This is a genomic window from Novosphingobium subterraneum, from assembly GCF_000807925.1.
GTDB lineage: Bacteria > Pseudomonadota > Alphaproteobacteria > Sphingomonadales > Sphingomonadaceae > Novosphingobium > Novosphingobium subterraneum.
In genome coordinates, this window is record NZ_JRVC01000006.1 from 199,008 (window position 1) to 223,945 (window position 24,938).

Here is a 24,938-nt window from a genome sequence, read left to right on the forward strand (position 1 = left end):
TCTCAGCCCGCTGCCGCAATACCTTCAGCAAGCGAAACGAACGGCGGGAATACGGCGAGCCCCATGATGACGCCGAACAGCACCACCACCGCAAGGGCGCTGAAGCGGGTGGCGGGATGCACCGTGCCGGTCTCGCGCAGGTCATGCATTGCGATGATGCCGACAGCGAAGAGCTGGAACGCACCTTCGACGACCGGCGTCAGCACGGGGCCGAGGATCGGCGCGGGCACGAGGCGGCCGATGGCCGGTTCGAGGATCAGGATCATCGCACCCATCATCAGGCGCCGGTGCCACTGCGTTTCGCGGCGCATGGCGATCGCGGCGATGACCATCGCGGCGAACAGCGCGGTGCCGATGTGCGTCAGCGCCAGGAAATATGCGTTGCTGAAGAAGGGCGGCACGCGGTGCAGTTCGATCGCCATGCGACCGGTGAACATGCCAAGTCCGGCAATGAACAGGACCAGGGCGAGCGACACCCAACCGAGCTTGCGGTGCAGCGCGATGTTGCCGGTGAGTGCCAGCTGGTTCTGCAGCACGAACATGCCGAGCCATGACAGCATCGCCACACCGTGGAGATGGACCCACACCGGTGCGGTGGACGGTGAGGCCATGCCGCGCAGGGCCCATTGGCCGAACGCAAAGACGACGAACACCGCCATGCCGATGGCCATGCGGGTAAAGAAGCGCTGGTCGCGCGAGTACGGATAAACGGTATTGATTGCGGCGGTTGCCATAAGGTGTCTCCACCAGTCCCGACGCGCCCGCTAGGTGATTCGGTCCGATCTGGCGGTGATGTCAGTCACACTTGCAACCAATTTTGCGGAATTGGCGGTTACTTGTCGCCCGCTACTTGTCGAACGTGACCTCGACCTTGGCCTTGCCGTAGCCTGCCACCTGCAGCGGGATCGACAGGTTCTGGGCGATGGCTTCCCTGGCAGCTTGCCGCGCAAGGTTCATCAGCACCGGATTGGCCGCCTGCTGGACCGCCTGCGCCTCGGCAAGGCGGGTATTGTCGCGAGTCAGCTTGTCCTGTGCATCGCGGCTGATCCAGATGCCGTCACGCAAGTATTGCGCGCGCGCCTCGTCAAGATTGGGACGGCTGACAGTGAGCGGCGGCAGGCGCACTGAAAGGGTCTGTGCGTCCGCGTTCCAGGTCAGCCGGTCCCGACCGACCTGGGCAAGATTGATGGTGTAGTCGATCCGCGCCGGGATTACCGCGACCTGCTTGGAATTGACGAGGCCGAACAGGCGGGAGTCGTTGCTCGACACGACGGGAGCGAGTTCGGCGCTGAATACGGTCAGCTTGTCCTGCTTTTCGAACGCAACAAGGCTGGTGGCAAGCGGATCGCCAAGATCGTCGGGTTGCCACCATCTCCATGCAAAGAACGCTGCCGCTGCAAGCGCAACGAGGAACAGGCCCCACGGCAAAAGCGAGATCCGCGCGAGGGAGGGCGCGGATTGCTGCGGGGAAGGGTGGGTGGTCAGGCCTGGATCATCCATGTCTCATCCTCAACCCGGACTCGCCCCTGTCGTTCCAGATCGAGCAGGTGGGCAAGCACCGAGCGGCCTGCTGCACCGTGGAGCCGAGGATCGAGGCCCTTGTACATGGCGCTGACGAACTCGGGAATGGCGTGCGGCCCGCCGTCCTCGAGCAGGCGCAGGATCTGACGCTCGCGCTGGCGGCGATGGCCGAGCATCCCGCGCACCAGCTGGCGCGGGTTGTCGATCTGCGGCCCGTGCGCTGGATAGAGCACGCGATCGGAGCGGTCATGGAGCTTCTGCAGGCTGGCCATGTACGCGGCCATGTCGCCATCGGGCGGCGAGACGACCGAGGTCGACCAGCCCATGACATGATCGCCGGTGAACAATGCGCCGCTTTCCACCACGCTGTAGCACAGGTGGTTGGAGGTGTGCCCGGGCGTGGCCACGGCTTCCAGCGTCCAGCCATCGCCCGAAATGCGCTCCCCATCGGCAAGCACGCGGTCGGGCATGTAGTCGGCATCGAACGCGGCATCGGCGCGCGGGCCGTCATCTTCCATGGTCAGCGGTGCGCAGCCGATGATCGGGGCGCCGGTGGCTTCGGCGAGCGGACGCGACGCCGGGCTGTGGTCGCGATGGGTGTGGGTGCAAACGATGGCGACAACCTTCGCACCGCCCACGGCGGCGAGGATCGCGTCGAGATGGCCCTGGCTTTCCGAGCCGACGACATCGTCCATGCCGTAAGGGCCGGGATCGATCACGGCCACGTCCTTGCCGGCGCCGACGAGGTAGGTCTGCGTGCCGGTGAAGGTATAAGGCGAGGGGTTGGGCGCTAGCACGCGGCGCACCAGCGGTTCGAGCTGTTCGGCGCGGCCGACGGGCCATTCGCTGCGGTCGGGGATCGGGGGCATCTGGGCCATGGCTGGGGTATGGGGGCTGCGGTGCCCCCGCGCAACCGCACAAGTCATGTCAAATCGCCGGCGACGGCGTCATGACGTTATGAAAATCACGCTGCGCTGGGATGATCCTCGACAGCGCGGGCGAGACGGTCACGCAGGCGTTGCACGGCACTGCCATTGGCAACGGCCTCGGAACGCCATGCCTGTTCGAGACGCTGGATGCGCTGGTAGAGGCGCTGGCTGTCATGAACCAGCGCCTGGACGTCTTGTGGCAGATTCGCGACGACTTCGGGGTCACTGTCCGGAAAGTTCGCGATCAGGCGGCCATGGCGGCGCAGTTGCAGTTCCGACAGCTCACCTGCAAAATGGGCGCGGTGATTCAGCAGCCAGGCGAGGCAGTGCATCACCCGCGTCGTCGTGCGGAGCGCTTCGCAGCTTACCTGTACGCGCTGCAGATCCTCGTCGTCGGCCACGATCTGGTTGGTCTCGTTGCGTAGCCGGTCGAAGCGGGTGCGCACCTTATCGGCAAGGTCGAGGGCCTGCGCGTGAAGGGCGTCTATGATACGCGGGTTGAGGCTCGGCAACAAAGGCATGGATAGCGCATAGTCTTGTGGTCAGGCTTTCGCCAACAGGACAACGCTCGGATGCTTGTCCCGTTTCGTGAACGTTTCTTAACGGGACACCGCGCTTTTCGCCCTCATGTGAATCAAGTGCCTGATTTCAGGCGATGATATCGGGAATAAGATAGTCTTCGATCATCGCGATCTGGTCTTTCAGCAGCAATTTGCGCTTCTTGAGGCGGGCGATCTGCAACTGGTCGCGGGCGCCATTGAGCGAGAGCGCATCGATCGCCGCGTCGAGGTCACGGTGTTCGATACGCAGCGCCGCAAGCCGCTTGCGCATTTCCTCTTCGGTCACGTTCCGCCCAACTCCTTCGACCCGGTGAACCGGTCGGCTTCTGCGACTTACGGCATAACCCGTAAAGTGCAACGCTCCGGCGCGGTTTGACTTGCAAGATACGGCCAATGTGGGAGCATGACAACGCGCCGCCTGTTCGAGTCGTGAAGAACCGGCTGAAAGGTTGCGCCGCCCCGCACGGGGATGGCCTCGTGCGGTTTTCTGAAGGGGGCTTTCCCTTAAGGAGGAAAAAGCATGGAATCGACGCACATCAGCGCACTCCAGACAAAGCACGCCGGACTTGAAAAGCAGATCCAGATGGAAATGTCCCGGCCCCTCCCTGACGATACGCTGGTGGCTCAGCTCAAGAGAAAGAAGCTGAAGATCAAGGAAGAGCTATCGCGCCTTCACTGATCGCGCGCCGCCTTCCAAGGCACCGCACGGAGCCGCCCCGAGGGGCGGCTCTTTTGCGTGAAGGCGTGCGTGAATAGCTATCCGCTCCACATCGGTTTCGCATCCGATTGTGCGCAACATTCCCAAACCGCACGCACTAGGCTAATCCATGTTCATGCTCAGTGCCGTCACCTCTGCTCGACAAATCCTGACTTCGCTGCACGAGGTCATGGCCTCCCGCGCCGGTGCCCAGGCCAAGCTGAACCAGATCGTCGAAGTCATCGGCGAAAATCTCGATTCAGAAGTGTGTTCGATCTACCTCCTGCGCGAGGGGATGCTCGAACTCTTCGCCACGCGCGGCCTCAACCAGGCGGCGGTCCACGTCACCCGGCTGGCCGTGGGTGAGGGCCTTGTCGGCACCATCGCTGGCAATGTCGAGACGCTCAATCTCGCCGAAGCTGCTGCCCACCCCGACTTCGCCTTCCGCCCCGAAACGGGGGAAGAAAAGTTCCACTCCTTTGCCGGCGTTCCGATCGTCCGGCGCGAACGCGCGGTGGGCGTAGTTGCGGTCCAGCACGTCGAGCCGCGCCGCTACGAAGAGGTCGAGATCGAGGCGTTGCAGACAGTGGCGATGGTTCTTTCCGAACTCATCGCCAATGCGGAGCTGATCGACGACGAGGAGACGCTGGGAGTCCCGGCCCACCTCACCGGGCCGGACCGCATCAAGGGCCTCACGCTCGTGAAGGGGCTGGCCAGCGGGGTTGCCGTCTATCACCAGCCGCGCGTCACCATCGAACATGTCGTTGCCGAGGATACCGAGGCTGAACGCCAGCGGGTCTACCTCGCGTTCGACAAGATGCGCGAACAGATCGACCGCATGGCCAGCCAGGCGGAGTTCGGCGTCGGGGGAGAGCATGAGGAGGTGCTCGAGACCTACCGCATGTTCGCCTACGACGAAGGCTGGTCGCGCCGGATCAACGAGGCGATAGATTCAGGCCTTACGGCAGAAGCGGCGATAGAGCGCGTCCAGCAGCGTACCCGCATGCGCATGCGCCAGATCGACGACCCGTTGCTGGCCGATCGCATGCACGATCTGGAGGATCTGTCGAATCGCCTGCTGCGGATCGTCTCGGGCCAGCTCGGCACGGCAGCCAGCATGGGCCTCAAGGGCGATGCCATCCTGATCGCGCGCAATCTCGGCCCTGCCGAACTCCTCGAATACGACCGGCGGCGCCTCAAGGGGGTCATTCTCGAGGAAGGCTCGCTCACCGCGCACGTCGTCATCGTGGCGCGGGCCATGGGCATACCGGTGGTCGGCCGCATGCGGGCGCTGCGCGGCAAGGTCCGCGATGGCGATCACCTGCTGCTGGATGGCGATCAGGGCGTGGTCGATGTCCGTCCCGCACCCACGCTGATCGAGGCGTTCGAAGCGCGCTTTGCCAGAAACCGCGAACGGCAGGCCCATTACGCCACGATGCGCGAGGTCGAGCCTTTCACCCGCGACGGCACGCGCATCGCCGTGCTGATGAACGCAGGGCTGCGTGACGATACGCCCATGCTCAACCTTACCGGCGCGGATGGCATCGGCCTGTTCCGCACCGAGTTCCAGTTCCTCGTTTCCGCAACTCTGCCTTCGCGCGAACGCCAGACCCGGCTCTATCGCGATGTGATGGACTCGGCCGGCGATCGCCCGGTGGTGTTCCGCACGGTTGATATCGGCGGGGACAAGGTGCTGCCCTACCTGCGCCACAACGACGGCGAGGCCGAAGAGAACCCGGCAATGGGTTGGCGCGCGCTGCGCGTGGCGCTCGAACGCGATGGTTTGCTGAAGGTGCAGGCACGCGCCCTGCTGGAAGCGGCAGGTGGGCGCACGCTCAACGTGATGTTCCCCATGGTCACCGAACCATGGGAGTTCGATGCCGCCAAGGCCGTATTCGACGGTCAATTGGCGTTCCTGCGCAAGCAGAAGAAGATCCTGCCCGAGGCGATCCGCTACGGGGCGATGCTCGAAGTCCCGGCACTGGCCGAGTGTCTTGACCTGTTGGCCCCGAAGCTATCCTTCCTGTCGATCGGCACGAACGACCTGACACAGTTCCTGTTCGCGGCCGATCGCGCCAATCCCAAGCTTGCCGAACGCTACGATTGGCTCAGCCCGGCCATCCTGCGCTTCCTGCGTCGCGTGGTGAACACGGTGGCGCCGTTCGGAACCGACGTGACGGTGTGTGGCGAGATGGGTGGCCGCAGGCTGGAGGCGCTCGCCCTGCTCGGCCTTGGCATCACACGGCTTTCGATCACGCCAGCCGCTGTCGGGCCGGTCAAGGAACTCGTCCGCAAGGTCGATGTGAACGAGATTCGCGCGGCGATGGCTGGCTGGCTGTCCGATCCCCCACAGGACCTTCGTTCCGCGATCGCGGAATGGGCCTCCTCGCGCGGGATCGAGTGCGACTGAGGGTGACGCAGGGGCGTTTCGTCGTCGAAATCCGCAATTCCTCGTCGAAAGCCGTTGACATTCGCAGGGGTGACGCGAACCCTGTTAACGGGTTGCAAAGCATACGCGGAAGACGGGAGTAACGCCTTGGCTGAAGCCGGCGGTCTGCAGGACATTACCAATATCGACACCACGCCCATGCCCGCCGGGCAGCCGGGCCGACAGAGCGTGGGTGAAATGCTGCGCGCGGCGCGTGAGGCCGCAGGGCTGGACATCAAGCAGCTCTCGCAGGCCACGCGGGTAACGACCCGGCATCTGCAGGCGCTTGAGGTGGGCGATTATGCCGCGTTTCCCGGAAGGCCCTACACGCTCGGCTTTGCCAAGAGCTACGCCAGGGCTGTCGGCCTGGATGACAAGGTTGTTGCCGAGGCCGTCCGGGCCGAGCTGGACCAGCAGGCGCCGCCCCCGCCGCCCCGCGTCATCAATCAGTTCGAGGTGGGCGATCCGGAAAAGACGCCTTCGCGGCTGACCGCATGGCTCGCTGCCGGTCTGGTCATCGCAATCGCGCTGGCGGGGTTGGTGTTCTGGCGCAGCTATTATCTCCCGTCGGCTGAACTGCCCCCGCTGGTCGGGCCGGAAGAGGCCAGGCCGGTCCCGAACCAGGTCGCCGCCGCACCAGCGCCAGTTGCGTCACCAGCCGGACCGGTGGTGTTCACGGCCACCGAAGATCGCATCTGGGTGAAGTTCTACGACGGCACCGGCAAGCAGATCCTGCAGAAGGAACTGGCCAAGGGCGAAAGCTTCACCGTGCCGACCGACGTGCCCGAACCCAAGCTGTGGACCGGGCGTCCCGATGCACTTGCGATCACGGTGGGCGGGCAACCGGTTCCGCGCATTGCCGAGAAGGAAGGCATCGTGAAGGACGTTGCTGTCAGCGCAGCGGCCCTGCTCGCGCGCGGCACTGCTGCCGCCACGGCAAGTCCTGTGCCGACGCCTTCCGCGGCCGCCCCGGTCGCACGGCCTGCGCCGCGCCCCCGTGCGCAACGGCCTGTGGCGGCCAGCGAGCCGACAGCGGCTCCGGCGACGACCCAGGCTGAGGCATCACCGCCACCTGCCGCCCAGCGCTGAAGTGACGGGCGGAGGCGGATAAACCGCTGGCCGGTCTCGACTTGGTGCGGGCTATCGGGCAAACTTGAGGCGTTGATTGAGGGTGCGCGGGGGATCGTGCGCCGCTGAACGGGAACGACCATGACCATGACTTTCCGGCGTGCCGCGCCGCTTGGAGCCATCCTTCTGGGGCTGACCGCCCCGATCGCCGCGCCGGTGCTGGCCCAGTCCTCTGCACAGAAGACCACTGCCACACCGGTCGATCCCGAAATGCGTCTGCGCCGGATCGAGGCGGAAATCCGCGCGATGCAGCGCAAGGTCTTCCCTGAGGGCGCCGGCAAGACTTTCGTTCCGGAAATCACTGCAGGGCCGACAACCACGACACCGGCTGGCGCGCCGGCTTCTTCAGCGGTGACTGACATTCTGGCACGGATGGACGCGGTCGAGGCGCAGATGGCACGACTGACGGCGCAGGTTGAGGAAGGGCAGAACCGTTTGGCCAAGATCGAGGAACGCTTGGCCAAGCTGGAGGCCGCTGCCGCACCGGCGCCTGAAGAGCCCGCGGCGACGCCTGCGCCTGTCGTCACGACAACGCCCGCTCCCGTGCCCGTGGCACCGAAACCCACGACACCCGCCGCCACCAAGCCGACCGAGACCAAGCCTGCGACGCCTGCCGCCAAGCCGGCATCGCCCTCGGCGGCGCGCGTGGCCGCAGTTCAGGCGATCGAGAAGCCTGCGACCGGCGATGCCGCGCTTGACGACTACAACTACGGCTTCCGCCTGTGGGAAGCCAAGTTCTATCCCGAAGCGCAGCAGCAGTTGCAGATCTATGTCGATCGCTATCCCAAGCACAACATGATCAGCTTCGGTCGGAACCTGCTGGGTCGGGCCTGGCTCGATGATGGCAAGCCCGGCACCGCTGCGCAGTTCTTCCTGCAGAACTACCTTGCCGACAAGAAGGGCGCGCGTGCGCCAGACAGCCTGCTGTATCTCGGGATTGCCATGGTGCGCCTCAAGGATACCGAAAAGGCTTGCGGTGCGTTCGCAGAACTGGCCTCGGCCTATCCGGATGAAGTCGCCGGTCGTCTCAAGGGCCAGTACGATGGCGCGCGCGCTTCGGTGAAGTGCAAGTAATGGACACGGAAATAGCCTGACCGCTGCTGCTGCGCGTTTTGCCGCGCAGTGGGCAGCGGTCGCTCCGCATGGGCCGGTCGGACTTGCCGTGTCGGGCGGACCGGATAGTCTCGCCATGTTGCTGCTGTTCCACGAAGTTGCGCCGCGCAACTTTCAGGTGGCCACGGTCGATCATGCCTTGCGCGCGGAATCGGCAGGGGAAGCGGCGATGGTCGCTGCGATCTGCGCCGGGCGCGGCATCGCGCATCAGACGCTGACGCTTTCGCTGGAAAAGGGCAGCGCCGTGCAGGAGCGGGCCCGCGCGGCGCGCTATCGAGCGCTCGCCGAATGGGCGCAGGCAGAACGGCTTGCAGCAATCGTGACCGCCCACCATGCCGACGATCAGGCCGAGACGATGGTCATGCGGCTCAATCGTGGTGTCGGCTTGCGAGGCTTGGCAGCGATGCGGCCCGTTGCGCAAGTGCCGGGCGCCCCCAGGCTCAGGTTGCTCCGGCCTTTGCTGTCATGGCGGCGGGCGGAGTTGCAGGCTGTTGTAGACGTCGCCGGTCTTGCAGCTGCCGACGATCCGTCTAACCGCGATCCGGGCTATGAGCGGGTGCGCATGCGTGACGCCCTGACGTCAAACGAAGCGTTTGCCATCATGGGTTTCGCCCGCAGTGCCCGGAACCTTGCCGACGCCGATGCCGCTCTGGAATGGGTGGTCGACCAGCTCTGGGAGGAGGTCGTGGCTGCGGGCGAGGGTTTCACGTGGAACCCACCGTCGGGCTTGCCCGATGTGCTCGCGATGCGCCTGCTCGAGCGCGTGCTGGCCGCACTGGGTGCGGGTGCGCCACGGGGCGCGGAGCTGGTCCGGTGGCTTGGAATGCTGCGCGAGGGCGGAGTGGCGACACTAGGGGGCGTAAAGGGCGATGCACGGGCAAACGCCTGGCGGTTCACCTTGGCGCCCCCGCACGCGTCCAGGTCTTGACCCTTGCACCATGCCCTATCGGTACAGGTCGCTGAAAAACCACATTCGCGCTATATTGCGAGTTACCCGATATTGAGAATCGGGGTGGCAATCCTACATTGCCTCCATACCCGCCCGCGTTTTCCGGGCGATTGCGGAAAGACAGCGATGAACGACGACCAGCCCCAGGGTAATCCGTGGATCAAGAGCCTCCTTGTCTGGGGCGGAATCTTTCTCGCGCTGTTGCTGGTGGTTTCGATGTTCGGGTCGCGGGTCGATACCAATGCGACGACAATCCCCTATTCGGCCTTCCGCTCCCAGGTCAGCGATGGTTTGGTCCGTTCGGTCGAAATCGCGCCCGAGCGCATCACCGGCACGCTCAAGAACGGCAGCCAGTTCGCGACCGTTCCGGTCCCCGGTGATGCCGATCTGCCCAAGCTGCTGCAGGACAACGGCGTGCAGTATGCCGGCAAGGCGGCCGAACAGCCGAACATGCTGATGTACATCCTGTTCAACTCGTTGCCGTTCCTGCTGATCCTCGGCGTTGCCTTCTTCGCGCTGCGCCAGATGCAGAAGGGCGGCGGTTCGGGCGCGATGGGCTTTGGCAAGTCCAAGGCCAAGCTCCTGACAGAGCGTTCAGGCCGCGTGACCTTCGATGACGTCGCCGGCATCGACGAAGCCCGCGAGGAACTGGAGGAAATCGTCGAGTTCCTGCGCGATCCCTCGCGCTTTTCCAAGCTCGGCGGCCAGATCCCCAAGGGTGCGCTGCTGGTCGGTTCGCCCGGCACCGGCAAGACCCTGCTGGCCCGCGCCATTGCGGGCGAAGCGGGCGTGCCGTTCTTCACCATCTCGGGTTCGGACTTCGTCGAGATGTTCGTCGGCGTCGGCGCGAGCCGCGTGCGCGACATGTTCGAGCAGGCCAAGAAGAACGCGCCGTGCATCGTCTTCATCGATGAAATCGACGCGGTCGGCCGTCACCGTGGCCACGGCCTCGGCAATTCGAACGACGAGCGCGAGCAGACGCTGAACCAGCTGCTGGTCGAGATGGACGGCTTCGAGGCAAACGAGGGCATCATCATCATCGCGGCAACCAACCGCCCCGACGTGCTCGATCCCGCTCTGCTGCGTCCCGGTCGTTTCGACCGCCAGGTGGTCGTGCCGATCCCTGACATCGAAGGCCGCGAGAAGATCCTGTCGGTGCACATGAAGAAGGTGCCGCTGGCGCCTGACGTCAACCCGCGCACGATCGCGCGTGGCACGCCCGGCTTTTCGGGTGCCGACCTTGCCAACCTCGTCAATGAAGCCGCCCTGCTGGCCGCGCGCCGCAACAAGCGTCTCGTTGCCATGCAGGAGTTCGAGGACGCCAAGGATAAGGTCATGATGGGGGCCGAGCGCCGCTCGATGGTCATGACCGACGACGAAAAGAAGATGACCGCCTATCACGAGGCTGGCCATGCCATCGTTTCGGTCAAGGAACCGGCATCCGATCCGATCCACAAGGCAACGATCATCCCCCGTGGCCGGGCCCTAGGCATGGTCATGCGCCTGCCGGAACGGGACAGCTATTCCTATCACCGTGACAAGATGCACGCGAACCTCTCGGTCGCGATGGGTGGACGCGTGGCGGAAGAGCTGATCTTTGGGCACGACAAGGTGTCGTCCGGTGCATCTTCTGACATCCAGTACGCCACTTCGCTGGCGCGCTCGATGGTCACCAAGTGGGGCATGTCGGACAAGCTCGGGCCGCTGCAGTATGAAGACCAGCAGGAAGGCTATCTCGGCATGGGCGGTTCGCAGCGCCTGTTCGTCTCGGACGAGACCAACAAGCTGATCGACAGCGAGATCCGCGGGTTGGTTGACGGCGCACACGCCCGTGCGACCGACATTCTCAAGACCAACGAGGACAAGCTCCACCTCCTCGCTCAGGCCTTGCTTGAATACGAGACGCTGACCGGCGACGAGATCAAGGAACTGCTCGACAGCGGCAAGCTGGACCGACCGCAGAACCCGACGGGCACCGCCCGGCCGGTTGCGGCCCAGGGCTCGGCGGTGCCGCGCGCGGGCAAGAAGTTCGGCTCGACCAATCCGCAGCCGGCCTGATCCCCGGCCAGATCTTAAAGCGAGAGGGCGGGGGGCAACCTCCGCCCTTTTCGTTGAAAAAACCGCTCATCCTGAGCCTGTCGAAGGATGCACACGAAGCACCGGCGTCCTTCGACAGGCTCAGGTCGAGCGGGGGTGGGGCGCCTTATCCCCCCGCTTCCACGAGGATTACCACCGCGAACAGCATCATGGCGACGAAAGCGAAGAGGCTAAGGAACCACGTCCGCCACCATGCGCCGAACCAGGACAGGCCGTAAGCGCCGCGCAACTGCAGCAGCATGTGCAAGGGCGGCAGGAAAGCGAGCGCGGGTAGTCCGGGCAGGGCCAGCCTGCCCCCGACGGTCGCCACGATGCCCAGCAGCGTCATGAAGCACAGCGAATAGGTGACGAACACGGTGTGATCGTAAAGCCCGAAGCGGCGGCTGAACGGGAACAGCAGCCACAGGAACGGCACCGAGATCGGGATCAATGCCCAGCTCAGCTTGTAGCTGTAGTTCTGCACCTTATAGAGCGCGAGGCTCGGATTGGCCTTGGCCTTCTTCACCGCTTCGTTGATCCAGCCGATATCGCTGGCAGTCTCGAGGCCGCTGGTATCGATGTTGCCGACGTTGATGCCGCTCGCCTTGACCTGCTCCAGCCCGGCGATGTTCTTGCGCGTTTCGGCAATTGCTGCGTCGATCTTCGCCAGCTCTGCGGCGTCGCCGCGTGCCGCGATCCGTTCGGCCTCGAGGACCGCCAGATCGTTGCGTTCCTGTTTGAGGCCCTGCTCTACCGTCGTATTCACGCTGGCACCAATATCGCCGCCCAGCGAATTGATCGTGGTGAACAGCGCGAACACGCAGAACAGGAACAGCGCGATCGGTGAAACATAGCTCGCCCGCCGTCCGTCGATGTATTCGCGGGTAAGCTTGCCGGGCTTGGTCACCAGCAGGGGCAGCGTGCGCCAGATCTTGCCTTCGAAGTGGAACACGCCGTGAAGCAGGTCGTGGAAGAACGCGCCGAGCGTCTTGTGAACGTGTGCTGCCTGACCGCAGGCATGGCAGTGGCTGCCGACCAGCGGCGTGGCGCAATTGAGGCAGGCCGATTCGTGGGTGTGACCGTCGGCCCGATGCTCGCCCGCCGTCGGCTCCACGGTGCGTGCCGCTGCCAGCGCGCCCGCCATGTCGCCCAGAGTCTCGGTGCCGTTCAAAATCTCGTTCCCCCTGTAACTTGTTGCAGCATAACGAGCGTGCGACGTTCTCGCCACACCCTTGAGACGGCGCGACAAGTGAGACGGCGCGACAAGGGGGAGGCTGATTTCACGGAACATTAACCTTGTCCGTGCAGTCCGGAGCCCAAGAGGGTAAGCAGCACGCGTGTACACGTCGCGGGATCAGATGATGGCGCTCGGTGGAGCGGGCGGGGGAAGCGGCTTCGGCCAGCGCACCACGCCGCCGCGCGCGCCCGTGCTGCCGACGCGCTGGGGTCTTCTGCACAAGACTGCCGAGCAATACCTGTCGCGCCACTGGCAGCGCCTGACTGCGCCGGTGGAGCGCGCTTTCGCCAGATTTGATCTCGTGCCCGATCTTGCCGAAGATCTTGGCAGCGCCCGCTGGTTCAGGGGCTTTGGCACCATGCTCGCTCTCGGCGCGGCGGCTGTGCTGATGTGGCCGAGCTTTGCCCCGTTGCAGGCCGCGCCGCTGACCTTGATGGACGATGCCGCGCAGGACGAATTTCGCGTGCAGGGCATCCGCCCGCTCGCCTTCGGTGCGGACAACGGCCGACGGATGAACGCCACGTCCGCCGTCATCCCGCTTGCCGCCGCGCCCGAGCGTCCGAACATCGACCTGACGGCAACGCTTGGCGCCGGCGACAGCTTCCCGCGCATGCTGCAGCGGGCCGGCCTTGCCAGCACCGACATCGTGCGCGTGCTCGACCTGGTGGGTGGGCAGGTCAAGCCCGGCGCAATTCCGGAAGGCACGCGCTTTTCCATTCGCCTGGGCGCGCGCACTAGCCCGGCGCAGCCGCGCCCGCTCGAGCAGCTGTCGTTCCGCCCCCGCTTCGACCTCGCGCTCGATATCCGGCGCAGCGGTGGCGCGCTGGCGCTCGCCAGCAACGCCATTGCCGTTGACACATCGCCACAGCGCATTCGCGGAATCGTCGGGGCGAGCCTCTATCGCTCCGCCCGCGCGGCAGGCGCACCTCCGTCTGCGGTGCAGGACTACCTGCGCACGATCGACGAGCACATGGCGTTCGAGGAGATCGCGCCGGGTGACGAGTTCGACCTGGTCTATGCCAATCGCCGCGCCGGCACGGGCGAGCAGCAGGCCGGCGATCTGCTCTATGCAGGCGTTGTCCGCGCCGGAAAGCCGGTGCTGCAACTCCTGCGCTGGGGCAGCGATGGGGCGTTCTATTCGCCGCAAGGCATGGCCGAGGGCGCGCAGGCGACCACGGGTTTCCTCGGTGCGCCGGTCAACGGCCGCATCACTTCGGGCTATGGTGCGCGCCGCCATCCGATCCTCGGCTATGTGCGCATGCACGCCGGGATCGATTTCGCCGCCAGCTGGGGGGCTCCCATCTATGCTGCCACCGATGGCCGCGTCAGCATTGCCGGGTGGCATGGCGGGCACGGCAACTACGTTCGCCTCGATCACGGCGGCGGCATCGGAACCGGCTATGGCCACATGAGCCGCATCGCCGTTTCGGCGGGCATGACCGTGCGGCGCGGGCAGGTGATCGGCTATGTCGGCTCCACCGGGCTTTCGACCGGGCCGCACCTCCATTACGAGATGTATCGCGCAGGACAGACGGTGAACCCGATGTCGATGACCTCGATCGTCCAGCGCGCGGCTATCGACCCGGCGCAGCTTGCCGCCTTCCGCAGCAAGCTCGCGCAGATCACGGCGATCCCGGCTAACCGCTCCCGATGATTGCAGCGGGGCGAGCCAGCGGCTAGGCCTTCCTGCCATGACGACTTATCCGATGACTCGCCTGCGCCGCACCCGTGCCACTGCATGGAGCCGCGCCATGCACCGCGAAGTGCTGGTCACGCCTGCGGACCTGATCTGGCCGCTGTTCGTGACCGAGGGGGAGGGCGTCGAAGATCCGATCCTGTCGCTTCCCGGCGTATCGCGCTGGTCGGTTGACGGCATCGTTGCGCGGGCCAGGGAAGCGGTGGCGCTGGGCATTCCGTGCCTTGCCCTGTTTCCGAATACCCAGCCCGATCGCCGCAGCGAGGATGGCAAGGAAGCGCTCAACCCGGACAACCTGATGTGCCGGGCGATCAAGGCGATCAAGCAGACCTGCGGTGACGATATCGGTGTGCTGACCGACGTCGCGCTCGATCCCTACACCAGCCACGGGCAGGACGGCCTGATCGATGATGAGGGCTATGTCCTCAATGATCAGACCGTGGAAATGCTTGTCGGGCAGAGCCTCAACCAGGCCGCAGCCGGGGCCGATATCATTGCCCCGTCCGACATGATGGACGGCCGCATCGGTGCAATCCGCGAGGCGTTGGAAGGCGCTGGCCACATCAACGTGCAGATCATGTCCTATGCGGCCAAGTATGCCTCGGCTTTCTATGGACCGTTCCGCGATGCGGTGGGTTCGCGCGGGCTGCTCAAGGGCAACAAGAAGACCTACCAGATGGACCCGGCCAACGCCGAGGAAGCGCTGCGCGAGGTCGAGATGGATCTGGCCGAAGGTGCTGACAGCGTGATGGTCAAGCCGGGCCTGCCCTATCTCGACATTGCGTGCCGCGTGAAGCAGACCTTCGGCGTACCCGTGTTCGCCTATCAGGTGAGCGGCGAATACGCGATGATCGAGGCAGCCGTGGCAGCCGGGGCCGCCGATCGCGATGCCATGGTTCTGGAAACGCTGGTGGCCTTCAAGCGCGCGGGCTGTTCCGGCGTGCTGACCTACCATGCGGCCCACGCTGCCCGGCTTATGGGCGCCTGAAGGACCAGATGATGTATCCCGACGTTTCGATCGTCCCGCTCAACGGCAAGACCCCGCGCATCCACGAGAGCGCCTTCATTGCGCCCGGCTGCCGGATCATTGGCGATGTCGAGATCGGGCCGGACGTTTCCATCTGGTACAACTGCGTCCTGCGCGGCGACGTCAATTTTATCCGCATCGGCGCGCGGACCAACATTCAGGATGGCAGCGTCATCCACGTCGACAGCCCCGCGCCCACCAAGCCCGATGGCTTTCCGACGATCATTGGCGAGGACGTATTGGTCGGTCATCTGGCCATGGTCCACGGCTGCGTCATCGAGGATCGCGGCTTCGTCGGCCTCGGCGCGATCGTGATGAGCGATGCCCATATCGAAAGCGACGGCATGCTCGCAGCAGGCGCGATGCTGACAGGTGGCAAGCGCGTGTTGTCGCGGCAGTTGTGGGGCGGCCGTCCCGCCAAGTACATGCGCGACCTCGACGATGCGGCCATCGCCGATATGCAGCGCGGCGTGCAGCACTACGTCCGCAACGGTCAGGCGCACAAGGCGGCGGTGCTTGGCACGACCGAAGGCTGACCTGCCACCGCCAGCGGCCTTGCGCGCGCTGGTCGATGCCGAGGGGCGTCTGGCGGTGCGCGTGACGCCGGGCGCGCGCAGCGAGGGCATCGAGATCGAGCAGGGGCGCGTTGCCGTGAAAGTCCGCGCCAAGCCCGAGGACGGCAAGGCGACGGCAGCGGTCGGCGAACTTCTGGCAAGGGCGCTGGGTGTTGCGCCGTCCAAGGTAGAAATGTTGCGCGGCGCAACTTCTCGGGAGAAGTTGTTCAGGATTTCGCCAGTCTAACTTTCAGAAGGTACCCTGAACGCAACGACGACCATCGCCGCGCTCCAGACGCTGGCGATCCACAGGCATCCCATCGGCAGGCGATCCTGCAGGAAAGCGCCGAGCACGGCACCGCCCAGCAGGCCAAGCCAGAGCTGCGCCCATGACGCCCATCGGCCATCGCCTTTACCCGTGACGCGGCGTGCCAGGCCAATGCCGAGCTTGACCAGGGCGCCGGTCATGTAGGTCAGGCCGACAGTTACTTCGCCATCGCGCTGGAAAGTGTTGTTCAGCGCACCCATCGCCAGCACCAGCGCCGCCATCATGAGCGTTCCGATCCCGGCAGCGCGGGCCAATGCGCCGATCACCAGCAGCGCGGTCACCAGCGCCAGCACGGCGGGTTTGCGCATCGACCCCGCACGCTCGGAAACGAGCGCGCCACCCGTCACGCCAGCGATGAAGCCGCCGATCAACAGGGCCGGAACTATCGCATCTTGCGGGGCAGTGCCAATCGCAACGCCAAGCCGTGTCGTATTGCCCGACATGAAGGAGACGAAGTAGGCCTGCGCCGAAAGAAACCCGACCGAGTCCACAAACCCGGCCATTGCGGCAAGAGCCATGGCGAATGTCCGGCGCTGGCGGTCGTTGAGGATCACGCTGCGCCTTCTAGCGCGTGTTTGCGCCGAAGGGAATCAACGGGGAATCAGTCGCGCGCCATGCCTCGGGCCATCTGGCCAAGGACTTCGCTGAGCCCGACGGCAATTTCGCGGTCCTCCGGGGCAACATCGGCGATCGCCCGCGCCATGCAGTCGGCCCATTGCTTTGCCGTGTCGCGCGTGATCGGGAAGGGCTTGTGCATCGACATCATGCACTTGCCCGGATGCGCCTCGAACCAGTCGCGTGGACCGCCGCTCCAGCCCGCCAGAAAGCCCGGCAAGGATTCGCGCATCGGCGCAAGGTCCGGCGCATGCATGGCGCGCAGTTCTGCAAACGCAGGATCGGTTTCCATCAGGTCATAGAAACGGTCGGTGATGCGGCGCAGCATTTCGATGCCGCCAAGGCGGTCATAAGGACTTGTCGCGGGGGCCTGGGTAGCCAAGGGATTGCTCCGGAACAGGGATCTGGAACCTTGCTTGTGCCCCCAACCTGCGCCGACAACATTGACCGCCATCAATCAACTGGACAATCCCTTGGCGCTTCAGTTGCGATGGGGGAGTGCCTTGGCCGCCAGTCCTGCCGCCATTCCGCCAAGGACTGCCCCGATCGCCCAGTTGGTCGCCACCGCATCCCACTGGCGATAGCGGGTCCATTCGCCGCCGGTGCGCAGCGACGTCCAGGCGAGTCGTCCCAGCGCATAGGCCGGAGCGGCGAGCAACATGTTTGCCATTGTCTTCTCTCCCAGACGTTTTTCTGGAAACGGCAGGCAAGTGACTAGGTTCCGCAAGCTCAATCCGCGATCAAACCCTTCAGCGTCTCGAGCCGGTCCGCTTCATGCGCGGGCTTGTCGCTGCGGATGCGGCTGATGCGCGGGAAGCGCATGGCGACGCCCGACTTGTGCCGCTTGCTGGCGTGGACCGAGTCAAAGGCGACTTCGAATACCAGCGACTTGTCGGTTTCGCGCACGGGGCCAAACTTGGCCACGGTGTGCTGCCGCACGTAGCGGTCGAGCCATTTCAGTTCATCGTCGGTGAACCCGAAATAGGCCTTGCCCACGGGTAGAAGTTCCGCGCCCTCGTCGGGGTCGCCGTTCCAGCAGCCGAAGGTATAGTCCGAATAGAACGACGATCGCTTGCCGCTCCCGCGCTGCGCATACATCAGCACGCAATCGATCAGCAGCGGATCGCGCTTCCACTTGTACCACAGTCCGGTCCGCCGCCCGGCGACGTAAGGGCTGTCGCGCCGCTTGAGCATGACACCCTCGATCGCCTCGTCCCGGGCCCGGGCGCGCACTTCGGCAAGTTCGGCGAAGTCCCGCGCCTCGATCACTTGCGAGATATCGAAGCGGCCCTGGTCGAGCTTCGGCACCAGGGCTTCCAGACGAGCGCGGCGCTGCTCCCAAGCCCATTCGCGCAAGTCTTCGCCATCCTCGATCAGCAGGTCATAAAGACGTACGAAGGCGGGATAGTCGCTGAGCATAGCCTTCGACACGGTCTTGCGCCCCAAGCGCTGCTGCAGCGCGTTGAAGCTCGCCGCGCCACCACTCTCGCCACCCTGATGCACCCCGCGCACCAGCAGTTCGCCATCGAGCACGCAGGGCGTGGAAAGCGCTGCCGTCACTTCCGGGAATGTGCCGGAAATGTCGTCGCCACTGCGCGAATAGACGCGCGTCTCGCCGGCGACGTGGACGATCTGCACGCGAATGCCGTCCCATTTCCACTCGGCTGCGAACTCCGACAGCTCAAGGCTTTCCGCTTCGAGCGGGTGTGCCAGCATGAACGGCCGGAACAACGGGAGCAGGTCGGTGCGCGGAGGCGCAGCTCCGTTGGCGGCCCAATCGAACAGGGGCAGGTAAGGAGGCGCCTGTCCGTGCCAGTACTCCTCCACATCCTCGACGCTCACGCTGAACGCCTGTGCGAACGCGACCTTGGCGAGCCGCGCCGAAATACCGATGCGCATCGCACCGGTGGCAAGCTTCAGCAGGGCATAGCGACCGTTGACGTCAAGACGGTCGAGCAGATCGGTAAGTACGCCCGGCGCGGTGGTACGTGTGGTTGCGTGCAGGGTTTCTACCACCTCCGCTACGGAAGGCGGAGGCAGCCGATCTCCCAATGGTTCCGGCCAGAGCAGGCTGGCTGTCTCGGCGGTGTCGCCAACGTAATCGCGGCTCAACGTCCACAACACGGGGTCCACCCGCTCGGCCATCAGCGAGCGGATCAGCCCGGCCTTGACTGCGGGGAAGTCCAGCCCATCGGTCAGCGCGGCCAGCGCCCAGCCGCGGTCGGGATCGGGTGTCTCGCGCATGTAGTCGGCCAGCAGCGCCAGCTTGGCATTGCGCGATGGCGTGAGGACGAGCGCGTCGAGCAGGGCGGCAAAGCGCTCCATCAGTCGTCCTCGTCCTCGTAGCCGACCAGCGCGAGGGCCCGCGCCTTGCGCTGCGTCAGTTCGCACCAGCGCAGCAGCGCTTCCTCGCGCCCGTGGGTGATCCAGGTCTCGGCCGGATTCACTTGCGCGATGGTCTGGGTCAGCTCGTCCCAGTCAGCGTGGTCCGAGATGATCAGCGGCAGCTCCACATTGCGTTGCCGCGCCCGCTGCCGCACCCGCATCCAGCCCGAAGCCATGGCGGTGACAGGGTCAGGCAGGCGGCGGCTCCAGCGGTCGTTCAAGGCAGACGGCGGGCAGATCACGATGCCGTTGGCCAGCGCCGCCTTGGGCACCCCTGCCACGGCCTTGAGATCGCCAAGATCGACGCCGTGGTCCTCATACAGCCGGCACATCCGCTCCATCGCGCCGTGGAGCCAGATCGTGTCGTGAAATCCCGCCGCGCGCAGTTCGGCAATCACCCGCTGCGCCTTGCCCAGGGCATAGGCGCCGACAAGCACGCAGCGCCCCTGATCGTTCTCGCGGGCACTGAGCAGCTTGGCCATTTCCTCGGCAATCGGCGGATGGCGGAACACCGGCAGTCCGAACGTGGCTTCGGTGATGAACACGTCGCAGGGCGTCACTTCGAAGGGCGGACAGGTGGGATCGGCACGGCGCTTGTAGTCGCCGGTCACGATCACCCGCTCGCCGGCGTGCTCGAGCAGGATCTGCGCAGAGCCAAGGACATGTCCCGCCGGCACGAAAGTTGCGCGCACCCCTCCGGGAAGGCTGATCGTCTCGCCATAGGCAACAGGCGCCGCCCGGACCGCGCTATCCGCTTCGACACCATAGCGCAGCTGCATGATCGCCAGCGTTTCGGGCGTCGCCACTGTCCGCCCGTGACCACCCCGTGCGTGATCGGCATGCCCATGCGTGACCAGGGCGGTATCGACTGGCCGTGCCGGATCGATCCACACATCCGCTGGAGCGACGTGGATGCCCATCGGCTCTGCCCTGATCCACGAAAATGCCGCTGCCATGCCGGAACAATGGCGGGCTCACGGGATTCGTTCCAGATGAACCATCGCCACAGGATTGCGCGCGCGGGACAGGCGAGGTTCAGGTCACCGGGTTAGCTTTCGCCCGCCCTCAAACAGACGATCCGGGAGACTGGCCATGCTCCGCAAAAGCACATTGCTCCTCGCACCACTATGCGCCGCCGTGCTCTTGGCAGGGTGCGACGGAAAGGAGAAGGAAACCGGACCGGATGTCTCGCCGACAGCGTCGATCCCGGCGATTGCCGGGGCCGAGCCGCCGGTTACAGCGGTGCCGCCCTCGGCCAATCCGCTCGCCAGCTTCGACCGGCTCGATGCCGCGCGCGATGGGGCGATATCCAGCGCGGAGTATGCACAAGGGGCGCAGACCCTGTTCGAGATGATGGACCTGAAACAGAACGGCAATCTCGACGTCGACCAACTCCGCGCGGGCTCTGCCATGCTGGCCGAGATCGACGGGCTGACTCCGCGGGACCTGCTGGCCGTCGCCGATGCCGATGGTGACGGCAAGCTGACCCTGTCCGAATGGATGGCCTTCAACAACGCCCGATTTTCGATGATCGACAGGAATGGCGATGGCATGGTGAGCCGCGCCGAATGGGATGCCCCTCATCCCGCGCCGCCTCGGGCGCCATAAGGATGATCGAGAAGGGGCGGCACCTCACGATGCCGCCCCTCTGCTCGTGCACAGCTCTGGAGCCTATTCGGCTTCGTCGGCACTCGGCTCTTCGGTCGCCGCGCTTCCCGCCTTGCCCTTCCTGGCCTTCTTCTTGACCAGCTTTGGCGCGGCTGGCGTCAGTTCGAAGGACAGCGCGTCCTCCTTCAGGCTGACGTGGACTTCGCCGCCATTGGCCAGCTTGCCGAACAGCAGTTCCTCGGCGAGCGGCTTCTTGACCTTCTCCTGGATCAGGCGGGCCATCGGGCGGGCGCCGTAGAGCTTGTCGTAGCCCTTCTTCGCCAGCCAGCTGCGCGCGTCGGCATCGAACTGGATGTGGACGTTCTGTTCGGCCAGCTGCAGTTCGAGCTGCAGCACGAACTTGTCGACCACGCGGCTGACGACTTCGGGCGGCAGGTAACCGAACGGCACGATCGCATCGAGACGGTTGCGGAATTCAGGCGTGAACATCTTCTTCACCGCCTCGTCACCGGCGTCGGCCTTCGACACGTCGCCAAAGCCGATGCCCTGCCGCGCCATGTCCGAAGCGCCCGCATTGGTGGTCATGATCAGGACCACATTGCGGAAGTCCACCGTCTTGCCGTGGTGGTCGGTCAGGCGCCCATTGTCCATCACCTGCAGCAGGATGTTGAACAGGTCGGGGTGGGCCTTCTCGATTTCGTCGAGCAGCAGGACGCAGTGCGGCTGCTGGTCGATCGCATCGGTGAGCAACCCGCCCTGATCGAAGCCGACATAGCCCGGAGGCGCGCCGATCAGGCGCGAAACCGAATGCCGCTCCATGTATTCCGACATGTCGAAGCGCTGCAGCGGAATGCCCATGATCTGGGCGAGACTGCGGGCAACTTCGGTCTTGCCCACGCCAGTGGGACCTGAGAACAGGAACGAGCCGATCGGCTTGTCCGCATCGCGCAGGCCGGCGCGGCTCAACTTCATGGCCGAGGACAGCACCTCGATCGCCTTGTCCTGCCCGAAGACCAGACGCTTGAGATCGCGCTCGAGATGTTCGAGCACCTTCTTGTCGTCGCTGCTGACCGACTTGGGCGGGATGCGCGCCATCGTCGCGATGACCTGCTCGATCTCGCGGGCGGTGATCGTCTTCTTGCGCTTGTTCGGCGGCACCAGCATCTGCATCGCGCCCACCTCGTCGATCACGTCGATCGCCTTGTCGGGCAGCTTGCGGTCATTGATGTATCGCGCCGAAAGCTCGACCGCGGTCTTGATCGCGTCCGGCGTGTACTTGACCTTGTGGTGCTCCTCGAACGCGGTGCGGAGGCCCCGAAGGATCTTGATGGTGTCCTCGACGGTCGGCTCGTTCACGTCGATCTTCTGGAACCGGCGCAGCAGGGCACGGTCCTTTTCGAAGTGGTTGCGGAACTCCTTGTACGTGGTCGAGCCGATGCAACGGATCGTCCCGCCCGAAAGCGCAGGTTTCAGGAGGTTTGAGGCATCCATCGCCCCGCCGCTGGTGGCGCCAGCGCCGATCACGGTGTGGATCTCGTCGATGAACAGCACCGCGTGAGGCATCTTCTCGAGTTCCGAGACGACCTGCTTGAGGCGTTCCTCGAAGTCGCCGCGATAGCGCGTGCCCGCGAGCAGGCTGCCCATGTCGAGCGAGTAGATAACCGCTTCGGACAGCACTTCGGGCACTTCGCCTTCGACGATCTTGCGCGCGAGGCCCTCGGCAATCGCCGTCTTGCCCACGCCCGGATCGCCCACGTAAAGCGGGTTGTTCTTGGAGCGGCGGCACAGGATCTGGATGGTACGGTCCACTTCCGGGCCGCGCCCGATCAGCGGATCGACCTTTCCGTTCAGCGCCTTCTCGTTGAGGTTGACGCAGAACTGGTCGAGCGCGGTTTCCTTCTTCTGGCCCTTGGTGTCGGCCTTCTCTTCCTGCTGCTTCGGAGCCTCCTCCTCGGCGCCCTTGGGCGTGCGGCCTTCGACCTGGCGGCCGCCCTTGCCAATGCCGTGGCTGATGAAGCTGACCGCATCGAGGCGGCTCATGTCCTGCTGCTGCAGGAAATAGACAGCGTAGGAATCGCGCTCGGAGAACAGTGCGACCAGCACGTTGGCGCCCGTCACGGTGTCCTTGCCCGAGGACTGCACGTGAAGAATGGCGCGCTGGATCACCCGCTGGAACCCGGCGGTCGGCTGCGGATCGGCCTTTTCCTGGGTCTTGAGCGACTGGTATTCCTGATCGAGGTACTGGCGCACCACGTCGCCAAGATCCCCAAGGTCCACGCCGCAAGCCTGCATGACCTGCGCCGCGTCCGGATCATCGATCAGGGCCAGCAGGAGATGCTCGAGAGTCGCGTACTCGTGGCTGCGCTCGGACGCGTTGGCGAGCGCGGTGTGCAGCGTTTTCTCGAGACTCTGGGCGAAACTGGGCATGTTGCGGCTACTTTCTGGCTTGCGCCGGTGGGTTCTCCGACATGGAGAGTGCACACGCGTTATTAACCCGGGCTAAACCACGTGTGAGGGTGAGAACAGATGTCTGAAAGACACCCGTATATCGCGAGATATGGTAACGCCCTTCGGCAAAGGGAAGGGCGCGCGAATTCATCCTGCTTCGCCTGAGCCGGGCGGCGTTCGAAACAGCGCTTCTGCCGCAGCGCGATGGGCGCTCGCCTTGTCGCGATGGGCGACGGTGCGCATGATCTCGAGTTCGAGCAGGCGAATGCGCTCGTTCAGTTCATCGTGCGAATAGGGGTCGAGCACTTCGGTTGCCAGCTGGCTGGCCAGGTCCCCTTTCGGGCGAGGGCGCTCATCATGGTCCATTCCGGGCAGTTTGGGCATTGCAATGCCTTGCTGTCAACGCCTTGCATGGCTAGCCAGAGGCAAATTGGTATTCACAGGGGCAACAGCGGCGGATGAGCGGCATTCCTGCAACAATGACGGCAATTGGCTGGGACGCGCCCGGCGGGCCTGAAGTCCTGCGACCGGAAAGCGTCCCGGTTCCGGTGCCGGGACCGGGGCAGGTGCTGGTCAAGGTGGCCTTTGCGGGCGTGAATCGCCCCGATGTCATCCAGCGTCAGGGCTTCTATCCCCCGCCCCCCGACGCCTCGCCCCTGCCGGGCCTCGAAGTGTCGGGGCAGGTCGTCGCGATGGGCGAAGGGGTGACCTGGCCTTTCACCGGCACGATGGTCTGCGCCCTCGTGGCAGGCGGCGGCTACGCAGAGTACTGCATCGCCGAGGCTGCGCAGTGCCTCCAGGTGCCGACCGGCCTTTCCATGGCAGAGGCTGCCGCGATCCCGGAAACCCTGTTCACCGTCTGGCACAACGTGTTCGAACGCGGCATGGCGGCACCGGGCGAGACAATCCTCGTTCACGGCGGCACCAGTGGCATCGGTTCGATGGCGGTCCTGCTCGGCAAGCTGTTCGGCGTAACGGTAATCGTCACTGCGGGCGGCCCAGAGAAGTGCCACCAGGCGCTCGAGATCGGCGCGGCCCATGCGATCGACTACAAGGCCAGCGACTTCGTGGAAGAGGTCAAGCGCATCACGGAAGGCCGCGGGGTCGACATGGTGCTCGATATGGTTGCGGGTGATTACGTGGCGCGCAATCTCAAGTGCCTGGCCGATGATGGCCGCCATGTGACAATAGCGGTGCAGGGCGGGGTGAAGGCGGAACTCAACATGGCCGAAGTCATGCGCCGCCGGCTCACGCTTACCGGCTCGACGCTGCGCCCGCGTTCAAAGGCCTTCAAGGCGGCGCTTGCGTCCGAAATCCGCGAGACGGTCTGGCCGCTCGTCGCCACCGGCGAACTGCGCCGGATCATGGACCGGACCTTTCCCCTGGCCGAGGCTTCGGCCGCCCACGCCCGCATGGAACAGGGCAGCCACATCGGCAAGATCGTGCTGGCGGTCTGAGCGCGCGGGAAATCGCACTGCGTGCGATGCCCACCCCCAACCCCTCCCGCCTGCGGGAGGGGGGATAAAGCACAGCCCTGACTCCCCTCCCGCAGGCGGGAGGGGCTGGGGGGGGGGGGCATTGGCGGCAGCCAACAAAAAAGCCCCCCCTTCGAAAGGGCGGCCCCTTTTCGTGGCGGCCC

25 protein-coding genes are annotated in these 24,938 nt (G+C 65.1%); 12 read left to right on the forward strand and 13 right to left on the reverse strand.

Features of this window, described 5'->3' with window-relative positions:
* Window positions 1-2: 2 nt before the first annotated feature.
* From NJ75_RS08125 to NJ75_RS08145, 5 genes are all read right to left on the reverse strand, one after another.
* Window positions 3-734 carry a hypothetical protein gene (locus tag NJ75_RS08125; protein ID WP_039333263.1) on the reverse strand — a complete coding sequence of 244 codons (732 nt, stop codon included), beginning with the start codon at window positions 732-734 and terminating at the stop codon, window positions 3-5.
* A gap of 112 nt (window positions 735-846) precedes the next feature.
* Window positions 847-1,500 (reverse strand): DUF4230 domain-containing protein, encoded by a 654-nt coding sequence (locus NJ75_RS08130; RefSeq protein ID WP_039333265.1) that lies wholly within the window; start codon window positions 1,498-1,500, stop codon window positions 847-849.
* Complete coding sequence (locus NJ75_RS08135; RefSeq protein ID WP_407668269.1) at window positions 1,482-2,399, reverse strand: MBL fold metallo-hydrolase; 918 nt, start codon at window positions 2,397-2,399, stop codon at window positions 1,482-1,484. Before NJ75_RS08135 ends, NJ75_RS08130 begins: the two co-directional genes overlap by 19 nt.
* A gap of 86 nt (window positions 2,400-2,485) precedes the next feature.
* Entirely contained in the window at window positions 2,486-2,971 is a 486-nt protein-coding gene (locus NJ75_RS08140; RefSeq protein ID WP_174544576.1) for a DUF1465 family protein, read from the reverse strand.
* A gap of 127 nt (window positions 2,972-3,098) precedes the next feature.
* The gene (locus NJ75_RS08145; RefSeq protein WP_039333267.1) at window positions 3,099-3,296 is read right to left on the reverse strand and encodes a YdcH family protein; all 198 of its coding nucleotides are present in this window, start codon (window positions 3,294-3,296) and stop codon (window positions 3,099-3,101) included.
* A 234-nt stretch (window positions 3,297-3,530) separates the two neighbouring features.
* Here NJ75_RS08145 and NJ75_RS23730 point away from each other — a divergent pair, with 234 nt between their 5' ends.
* From NJ75_RS23730 to ftsH, 6 genes are all read left to right on the forward strand, one after another.
* Entirely contained in the window at window positions 3,531-3,689 is a 159-nt protein-coding gene (locus NJ75_RS23730) for a YdcH family protein (RefSeq protein WP_082013319.1), read from the forward strand.
* 148 nt (window positions 3,690-3,837) lie between these two features.
* On the forward strand, window positions 3,838-6,117 hold the full coding sequence (gene ptsP, locus NJ75_RS08150) for a phosphoenolpyruvate--protein phosphotransferase (protein WP_039333270.1): 2,280 nt from the start codon (window positions 3,838-3,840) through the stop codon (window positions 6,115-6,117).
* 126 nt (window positions 6,118-6,243) lie between these two features.
* Window positions 6,244-7,224 carry a helix-turn-helix domain-containing protein gene (locus tag NJ75_RS08155; RefSeq protein ID WP_052242197.1) on the forward strand — a complete coding sequence of 327 codons (981 nt, stop codon included), beginning with the start codon at window positions 6,244-6,246 and terminating at the stop codon, window positions 7,222-7,224.
* Between the two features lie 120 nt (window positions 7,225-7,344).
* Window positions 7,345-8,337 (forward strand): tetratricopeptide repeat protein, encoded by a 993-nt coding sequence (locus NJ75_RS08160; protein ID WP_052242199.1) that lies wholly within the window; start codon window positions 7,345-7,347, stop codon window positions 8,335-8,337.
* A gap of 16 nt (window positions 8,338-8,353) precedes the next feature.
* On the forward strand, window positions 8,354-9,304 hold the full coding sequence (tilS, locus tag NJ75_RS08165; protein WP_039333272.1) for a tRNA lysidine(34) synthetase TilS: 951 nt from the start codon (window positions 8,354-8,356) through the stop codon (window positions 9,302-9,304).
* A 147-nt stretch (window positions 9,305-9,451) separates the two neighbouring features.
* Complete coding sequence (gene ftsH, locus NJ75_RS08170) at window positions 9,452-11,383, forward strand: ATP-dependent zinc metalloprotease FtsH (protein ID WP_039333275.1); 1,932 nt, start codon at window positions 9,452-9,454, stop codon at window positions 11,381-11,383.
* A 145-nt stretch (window positions 11,384-11,528) separates the two neighbouring features.
* On the opposite strand, the gene NJ75_RS08175 is transcribed toward ftsH, so the two are convergent.
* Window positions 11,529-12,572 carry a DUF3667 domain-containing protein gene (locus NJ75_RS08175; protein WP_052242200.1) on the reverse strand — a complete coding sequence of 348 codons (1,044 nt, stop codon included), beginning with the start codon at window positions 12,570-12,572 and terminating at the stop codon, window positions 11,529-11,531.
* A 166-nt stretch (window positions 12,573-12,738) separates the two neighbouring features.
* Here NJ75_RS08175 and NJ75_RS08180 point away from each other — a divergent pair, with 166 nt between their 5' ends.
* From NJ75_RS08180 to NJ75_RS08195, 4 genes are read left to right on the forward strand one after another with little or no spacing between them, the layout of a single operon-like run.
* Window positions 12,739-14,292 (forward strand): M23 family metallopeptidase, encoded by a 1,554-nt coding sequence (locus tag NJ75_RS08180; RefSeq protein ID WP_236727094.1) that lies wholly within the window; start codon window positions 12,739-12,741, stop codon window positions 14,290-14,292.
* A 37-nt stretch (window positions 14,293-14,329) separates the two neighbouring features.
* Complete coding sequence (gene hemB / locus NJ75_RS08185) at window positions 14,330-15,322, forward strand: porphobilinogen synthase (protein ID WP_039333282.1); 993 nt, start codon at window positions 14,330-14,332, stop codon at window positions 15,320-15,322.
* Window positions 15,323-15,333: 11 nt separating this feature from the next.
* Window positions 15,334-15,897: a gamma carbonic anhydrase family protein gene (locus tag NJ75_RS08190; protein ID WP_039333376.1), complete on the forward strand. Its 564-nt coding sequence runs from the start codon at window positions 15,334-15,336 to the stop codon at window positions 15,895-15,897.
* The gene (locus NJ75_RS08195) at window positions 15,878-16,162 is read left to right on the forward strand and encodes a DUF167 domain-containing protein (RefSeq protein WP_039333284.1); all 285 of its coding nucleotides are present in this window, start codon (window positions 15,878-15,880) and stop codon (window positions 16,160-16,162) included. Before NJ75_RS08190 ends, NJ75_RS08195 begins: the two co-directional genes overlap by 20 nt.
* Here the strand turns inward: NJ75_RS08195 and NJ75_RS08200 are convergent.
* The 5 genes from NJ75_RS08200 to NJ75_RS08220 all read right to left on the reverse strand — a co-directional run bounded on the left by NJ75_RS08200 (window position 16,159) and on the right by NJ75_RS08220 (window position 20,199).
* Window positions 16,159-16,797: a YoaK family protein gene (locus NJ75_RS08200; RefSeq protein WP_039333286.1), complete on the reverse strand. Its 639-nt coding sequence runs from the start codon at window positions 16,795-16,797 to the stop codon at window positions 16,159-16,161. The genes NJ75_RS08195 and NJ75_RS08200 overlap by 4 nt on opposite strands.
* A gap of 47 nt (window positions 16,798-16,844) precedes the next feature.
* Window positions 16,845-17,240, reverse strand: coding sequence for a group II truncated hemoglobin (locus NJ75_RS08205; protein WP_039333377.1), 396 nt, complete (start codon window positions 17,238-17,240; stop codon window positions 16,845-16,847).
* A gap of 99 nt (window positions 17,241-17,339) precedes the next feature.
* Window positions 17,340-17,528, reverse strand: a complete 189-nt coding sequence (locus NJ75_RS08210; RefSeq protein WP_039333288.1) for a hypothetical protein — start codon at window positions 17,526-17,528, stop codon at window positions 17,340-17,342.
* 59 nt (window positions 17,529-17,587) lie between these two features.
* Window positions 17,588-19,183, reverse strand: a complete 1,596-nt coding sequence (locus tag NJ75_RS08215; protein ID WP_039333290.1) for a cisplatin damage response ATP-dependent DNA ligase — start codon at window positions 19,181-19,183, stop codon at window positions 17,588-17,590.
* On the reverse strand, window positions 19,183-20,199 hold the full coding sequence (locus NJ75_RS08220; protein ID WP_039333292.1) for a ligase-associated DNA damage response exonuclease: 1,017 nt from the start codon (window positions 20,197-20,199) through the stop codon (window positions 19,183-19,185). Before NJ75_RS08220 ends, NJ75_RS08215 begins: the two co-directional genes overlap by 1 nt.
* Before the next feature lie 136 nt (window positions 20,200-20,335).
* On the opposite strand from NJ75_RS08220, the gene NJ75_RS08225 reads away from it, so the two are divergent.
* Window positions 20,336-20,851 carry an EF-hand domain-containing protein gene (locus tag NJ75_RS08225; protein WP_082013320.1) on the forward strand — a complete coding sequence of 172 codons (516 nt, stop codon included), beginning with the start codon at window positions 20,336-20,338 and terminating at the stop codon, window positions 20,849-20,851.
* 63 nt (window positions 20,852-20,914) lie between these two features.
* Here NJ75_RS08225 and clpA read toward each other — a convergent pair whose 3' ends face one another.
* A complete protein-coding gene (clpA, locus tag NJ75_RS08230) occupies window positions 20,915-23,278 on the reverse strand; it encodes an ATP-dependent Clp protease ATP-binding subunit ClpA (protein WP_039333296.1) in 2,364 nt (787 codons plus the stop codon).
* A 168-nt stretch (window positions 23,279-23,446) separates the two neighbouring features.
* Complete coding sequence (locus tag NJ75_RS08235; protein ID WP_039333298.1) at window positions 23,447-23,665, reverse strand: DUF1192 family protein; 219 nt, start codon at window positions 23,663-23,665, stop codon at window positions 23,447-23,449.
* 92 nt (window positions 23,666-23,757) lie between these two features.
* On the opposite strand from NJ75_RS08235, the gene NJ75_RS08240 reads away from it, so the two are divergent.
* Complete coding sequence (locus NJ75_RS08240; RefSeq protein ID WP_039333300.1) at window positions 23,758-24,756, forward strand: NAD(P)H-quinone oxidoreductase; 999 nt, start codon at window positions 23,758-23,760, stop codon at window positions 24,754-24,756.
* Window positions 24,757-24,938: the final 182 nt, after the last annotated feature.

Excerpts from the sequence above, each read along its gene's own strand:
- NJ75_RS08125 (WP_039333263.1), bottom strand. The coding sequence starts at position 734 with ATGGCAACCGCCGCAATCAATACCGTTTATCCGTACTCGCGCGACCAG.
- NJ75_RS08130 (WP_039333265.1), bottom strand. The coding sequence starts at position 1,500 with ATGGATGATCCAGGCCTGACCACCCACCCTTCCCCGCAGCAATCCGCG.
- NJ75_RS08135 (WP_407668269.1), bottom strand. The coding sequence starts at position 2,399 with ATGGCCCAGATGCCCCCGATCCCCGACCGCAGCGAATGGCCCGTCGGC.
- NJ75_RS08140 (WP_174544576.1), bottom strand. The coding sequence starts at position 2,971 with ATGCCTTTGTTGCCGAGCCTCAACCCGCGTATCATAGACGCCCTTCAC.
- NJ75_RS23730 (WP_082013319.1), top strand. The coding sequence starts at position 3,531 with ATGGAATCGACGCACATCAGCGCACTCCAGACAAAGCACGCCGGACTT.
- ptsP (WP_039333270.1), top strand. The coding sequence starts at position 3,838 with ATGTTCATGCTCAGTGCCGTCACCTCTGCTCGACAAATCCTGACTTCG.
- NJ75_RS08160 (WP_052242199.1), top strand. The coding sequence starts at position 7,345 with ATGACCATGACTTTCCGGCGTGCCGCGCCGCTTGGAGCCATCCTTCTG.
- ftsH (WP_039333275.1), top strand. The coding sequence starts at position 9,452 with ATGAACGACGACCAGCCCCAGGGTAATCCGTGGATCAAGAGCCTCCTT.
- hemB (WP_039333282.1), top strand. The coding sequence starts at position 14,330 with ATGACGACTTATCCGATGACTCGCCTGCGCCGCACCCGTGCCACTGCA.
- NJ75_RS08190 (WP_039333376.1), top strand. The coding sequence starts at position 15,334 with ATGTATCCCGACGTTTCGATCGTCCCGCTCAACGGCAAGACCCCGCGC.
- NJ75_RS08210 (WP_039333288.1), bottom strand. The coding sequence starts at position 17,528 with ATGGCAAACATGTTGCTCGCCGCTCCGGCCTATGCGCTGGGACGACTC.
- NJ75_RS08215 (WP_039333290.1), bottom strand. The coding sequence starts at position 19,183 with ATGGAGCGCTTTGCCGCCCTGCTCGACGCGCTCGTCCTCACGCCATCG.
- NJ75_RS08220 (WP_039333292.1), bottom strand. The coding sequence starts at position 20,199 with ATGGCAGCGGCATTTTCGTGGATCAGGGCAGAGCCGATGGGCATCCAC.
- NJ75_RS08225 (WP_082013320.1), top strand. The coding sequence starts at position 20,336 with ATGCTCCGCAAAAGCACATTGCTCCTCGCACCACTATGCGCCGCCGTG.
- clpA (WP_039333296.1), bottom strand. The coding sequence starts at position 23,278 with ATGCCCAGTTTCGCCCAGAGTCTCGAGAAAACGCTGCACACCGCGCTC.
- NJ75_RS08235 (WP_039333298.1), bottom strand. The coding sequence starts at position 23,665 with ATGGACCATGATGAGCGCCCTCGCCCGAAAGGGGACCTGGCCAGCCAG.
- NJ75_RS08240 (WP_039333300.1), top strand. The coding sequence starts at position 23,758 with ATGAGCGGCATTCCTGCAACAATGACGGCAATTGGCTGGGACGCGCCC.